Annotated in this window: 6 protein-coding genes; 1 reads left to right on the forward strand and 5 read right to left on the reverse strand. The window is 47.7% G+C overall.

Features of this window, described 5'->3' with window-relative positions; all coding sequences use genetic code 11:
• The 3 genes from AC1DUA_RS28315 to AC1DUA_RS28325 form a co-directional block, all read right to left on the reverse strand.
• On the reverse strand, window positions 1-379 hold a 379-nt coding region (locus tag AC1DUA_RS28315), incomplete at its 3' end, for an SDR family NAD(P)-dependent oxidoreductase (protein ID WP_477502935.1).
• 23 nt (window positions 380-402) lie between these two features.
• On the reverse strand, window positions 403-1,464 hold the full coding sequence (gene uxuA, locus AC1DUA_RS28320) for a mannonate dehydratase (protein WP_477502936.1): 1,062 nt from the start codon (window positions 1,462-1,464) through the stop codon (window positions 403-405).
• Between the two features lie 24 nt (window positions 1,465-1,488).
• Window positions 1,489-2,145 (reverse strand): GntR family transcriptional regulator, encoded by a 657-nt coding sequence (locus tag AC1DUA_RS28325; protein ID WP_477502940.1) that lies wholly within the window; start codon window positions 2,143-2,145, stop codon window positions 1,489-1,491.
• Window positions 2,146-2,318: 173 nt separating this feature from the next.
• Between AC1DUA_RS28325 and AC1DUA_RS28330 the strand changes: the two genes are divergently transcribed.
• Complete coding sequence (locus AC1DUA_RS28330; RefSeq protein WP_477502937.1) at window positions 2,319-2,573, forward strand: hypothetical protein; 255 nt, start codon at window positions 2,319-2,321, stop codon at window positions 2,571-2,573.
• A 220-nt stretch (window positions 2,574-2,793) separates the two neighbouring features.
• Here AC1DUA_RS28330 and AC1DUA_RS28335 read toward each other — a convergent pair whose 3' ends face one another.
• Window positions 2,794-3,015: a hypothetical protein gene (locus AC1DUA_RS28335; protein WP_477502938.1), complete on the reverse strand. Its 222-nt coding sequence runs from the start codon at window positions 3,013-3,015 to the stop codon at window positions 2,794-2,796.
• A 457-nt stretch (window positions 3,016-3,472) separates the two neighbouring features.
• Entirely contained in the window at window positions 3,473-3,691 is a 219-nt protein-coding gene (locus AC1DUA_RS28340) for a hypothetical protein (protein WP_477502939.1), read from the reverse strand.
• Window positions 3,692-3,747 lie beyond the last annotated feature (56 nt).

The following is a 3,747-nucleotide window of genomic DNA, read 5'->3' on the forward strand; positions in this document are numbered from 1 at the left end:
GATCGTAGAAGGTCTGAATGTCCGGATTCGCCAAGTCTTCCAACTTGAACGTTTCGTTCGTCGTATTCGCACTGGCATGATTGCCTCCGGCGCCATTGATCAAGATATCGCACGGTCCGAGCTGCTCCATGATCGCTTCTGCCGCTTGTGCAACACTCTCTGCATCCGTTACGTCGCAGGACAACGCGATGGCTTCACCGCCAGCTGCGGCAATCTCAGCCACAACCTCCTGCCCTTTTTCAACGGTACGGTTCAGAATAGCAATTCGCCCGCCTTGACGTGCGAGTTCCAAAGCCATAACCCGGCACAGAACGCCGGCTCCTCCTGTAATAACGACAACTTTCCCTTGCAATGCTGGAAAATTCGTAATGCCCTTCATGTTTAGTCCCCCATTCTTCCTGTTTATAATTTCCGGCGATTTGCGTCCCATAATCCCCACAAATACATAATACCAAGCGCACGATCATACAGACCGTAGCCGGGTCTGCACTGCTCGTCCCAAATATGTCGTCCATGATCCGGACGACAAAATCCATCATAATTGTTGTCATGCAGCGCATTCACAATGCCAGCGATATCTACCGTGCCGTCCGTTGTCCGATGCGAAGTTTCGATAAAATCACCGTTGTCATATACCCGAACGTTGCGAATATGAGCAAATGGAATGCGATCAGCGAACTCATTCACGATCGCAACGATATCATTCGCTGGATTCGCTCCGAGCGACCCGCTGCACATAGTCAGGCCATTATATGGACTATCTACAAGTCCTAGGAAACGGCGAATATTGGCTTGCCCCGTAATAATGCGAGGTAGTCCAAAAATAGGCCAAGGCGGGTCATCCGGATGGATCGCCATTCGAATATCATATTTTGCTGCGAAAGGAATGATAGCTTCAAGAAAATACTTGGCGTTGTCAAAAAGCTGCTCTTCCGACGCATCCTTATAGGCATCGAATAATTCAGTTAGTCGACCAAGACGCTCTGGCTCCCAGCCCGGCATCGTGAAATTCGGATTGGCGTTAATTCGCTGCACCTGTTCTTCCAAGTTCAGATGGGCGACTTTTTCTTTTTCATAAAATAGGGCAGTGGATCCATCTTCCAATTCCTTATGCAGATCGGTCCGCACCCAGTCAAAAACGGGCATAAAGTTATAACAGATCACTTTCACGCCGACCTCAGCCAGCTTCACGATCGTCTTCTTATAATTATCTATGTAGACATCGCGGCTTGGCAGCCCGAGCTTGATATCCTCATGAATGTTAACGCTTTCGACGACCTTCATATGAAGGCCAGCCTTCTCGGCGGCTTCCTTAACCTGCAAGATTTTATCCATCGGCCACTCATCACCAGCCGGAACATCGTGGAGCGCCCAAACAATGCCCTCTACACCAGGAATTTGCTTAATTTGCTCCAGTGTTACTGTATCGTTGCCTTCGCCAAACCAGCGATATACCATTTTCATCGTGTTGTCGCCTCCTGCTATTCCTTATTTGAAATACGTCGGAAATTTCTCCTTCAATACGGTTTGATCCGCAATCGTGAGGTGAAGATGTGTGTTCATCACTTGTTCAGCCTTGCCGGCTTCGTGATGTGCAATCGCATCCACCATCTGTTCGTGCTGTTCATACAGCTCATCCCATCTATGATCCGCGGCCAGTCTGAGCATACGAGTCCGGTTCAGATGAACATTCACTTGCTGGATGACTGCCCAAGTATTCAGCTTCCTGCATCCTTCAAAGATCGTCCGGTGGAACGCTTCATCCAATTCAAACATCTTCTTAAAATCCTTCTCCCGCATGGAAACTTGCTGATAAGCGAGATTAGATCTGAGCTGCTGCATCGCATCCGCGGGGAAATTCACACAAGCTAAGGAAATAACAGCCCTCTCCAGCTGCTCCCGAATAAAGCGCGCTTCCTCCACACGCTCCAGATCGATAAGCGAAACAACCGTCCCTCGCTGCGGGTAAATATCGAGCAAGCCCTCTTGCGATAACTGAGCAAAACTCTCACGCACCGGCGTACGGCTCACACCAAATTGAACGGAGATTTCTTTCTCCGAAATGCTTGTACCTGGCAGTAAATCCAGCATAAGAATTTGCTCTTTGAGAGCATGATAAACGGCATCGCGCGTCGTGCTAATCATTGGTTTGATATACAAAGTTGTGATTCACCTCCCAGATTCGAATGTTATTACCATACTACCATACAAGTATGGTAGTATGAAAGAGGGATCTAGGATGACTTGGCATGATTCTCATCACACCTGAGATGCTATATTTGGTTTGCACTATTTTGCCCAACTAGGAAATACTTAAAGTGAAGGTGTTGACGGATGCGCGGCAGCGAATGGATTTCGGCTTAAGCCGGATCCCTCAGTGGCTCGCCAACCACTTTTTTGCTGATGGCCATTTTGAAAATCAAATTCATCTTTTGCGTAAAAGCTTACAGCATAAGCGCGATGTCCTAATGTCCGGATTGCAAGACATCATGGGCGACTCCGCTTCCTTCGTAAAACCGCAAGGCGGATTGAACCTTTGGTGTAATTTTAATCGTGAGGCCGATGATGGATGAAGCGATCAAACGAGGCGTGTAATTCGTGCCGGGGAGTGTTTACGGGTTTGATCAAGAGCATATGCGGGTTAGCTTTACAAGACCGCGCCAGGATGGTATACGCCAGGGGGCTTGGCCCAGCTATACGAGGCGTTTCAACTTCATAAGAAAGCCTGACGGATTAGATCCGACAGGCKTTGGTTTTAGCTACTTTACTTACCCCACCATTTAATCATCCTAATCAGCATATAGCCAACCCCCACCTCACCCACCAATTACAAATTTCCCAATACCCTTTGCGGAATTTAGCAGGAAGAATCGGCGTTATTCGCATGTAAGCTAGCAAGCTAGCAAGCCAAAGCTCAAGCTCAAGCTCAAGCTCAAGCTCAAGCTCAAGCTCAAGCTCACACTCACGCTCACGCCCAACCACTCGGCAGTTGCCCAGTCCATGGGAATGATTCATTGAGCYAYCTCCAGCTGAAATAGATGGAAAAKCTGCCGTTATTCTCTGCTACTTAGTGGCTGGGAATGAATTAGCGGTAGAAGCTACAGCTATATCGTAGGCAGCTACCTGAAATCTGCTAGATGTGGTGAAATTAACGGTAGCAAWTCCAGTTATTTGCCCAAAAGTGGCTCATTTGCCGAAATTAGCAGGAGGAATCGGCGTTATTCGCATGCATGCWAGCTAGTAAGCTAGCAAGCAAGCAGCACAGGCTCAAGCTCACGCCCAGCCACTCGGCAGCCCCCAGTCCAAGGGACTGAGACGTTGGCTACCACTCCGTTCCCCAGTCCAAGGGAATGATTCRTTGAGCTACCTCCAGCCACTCCGTTMCCCAGTCCAAGGGAACGATTCATTAAAGACTGAAATAGCGAAAAAAAGACCGCATCCTTGCCATAAAGCTGCAAAGATGCGGTCTTTCTTATCGAATTAAATACCAAATATAAGCCACCAGCGCTAGTAAACCTGCTGCGATCGACACCACATACAAGGAAGTAAGACGTGCCCACTTACTTCCAGTCTTCTGGAAGTAAGTGGTGTCACCTTCCTTGTTCTTACGAGAAAACCCAATCATAAAGGTTGTTACCAATCCAAATAACAAGATAAGCGAGAATATCGCATAGTAGATATACATGTTCATAGTGATTACCCCATTTTATATTTATTAGATGCCCTGATGTCCTTATTATAACGAAA

This window comes from Paenibacillus sp. 01T422 (assembly GCF_056398785.1).

Bases quoted from the DNA above. Each gene is read 5' to 3' on its own strand.
- AC1DUA_RS28325 (WP_477502940.1), bottom strand. From the start codon at position 2,145: ATGATTAGCACGACGCGCGATGCCGTTTATCATGCTCTCAAAGAGCAA.
- AC1DUA_RS28340 (WP_477502939.1), bottom strand. From the start codon at position 3,691: ATGAACATGTATATCTACTATGCGATATTCTCGCTTATCTTGTTATTT.
- uxuA (WP_477502936.1), bottom strand. From the start codon at position 1,464: ATGAAAATGGTATATCGCTGGTTTGGCGAAGGCAACGATACAGTAACA.
- AC1DUA_RS28335 (WP_477502938.1), bottom strand. From the start codon at position 3,015: ATGAATCATTCCCATGGACTGGGCAACTGCCGAGTGGTTGGGCGTGAG.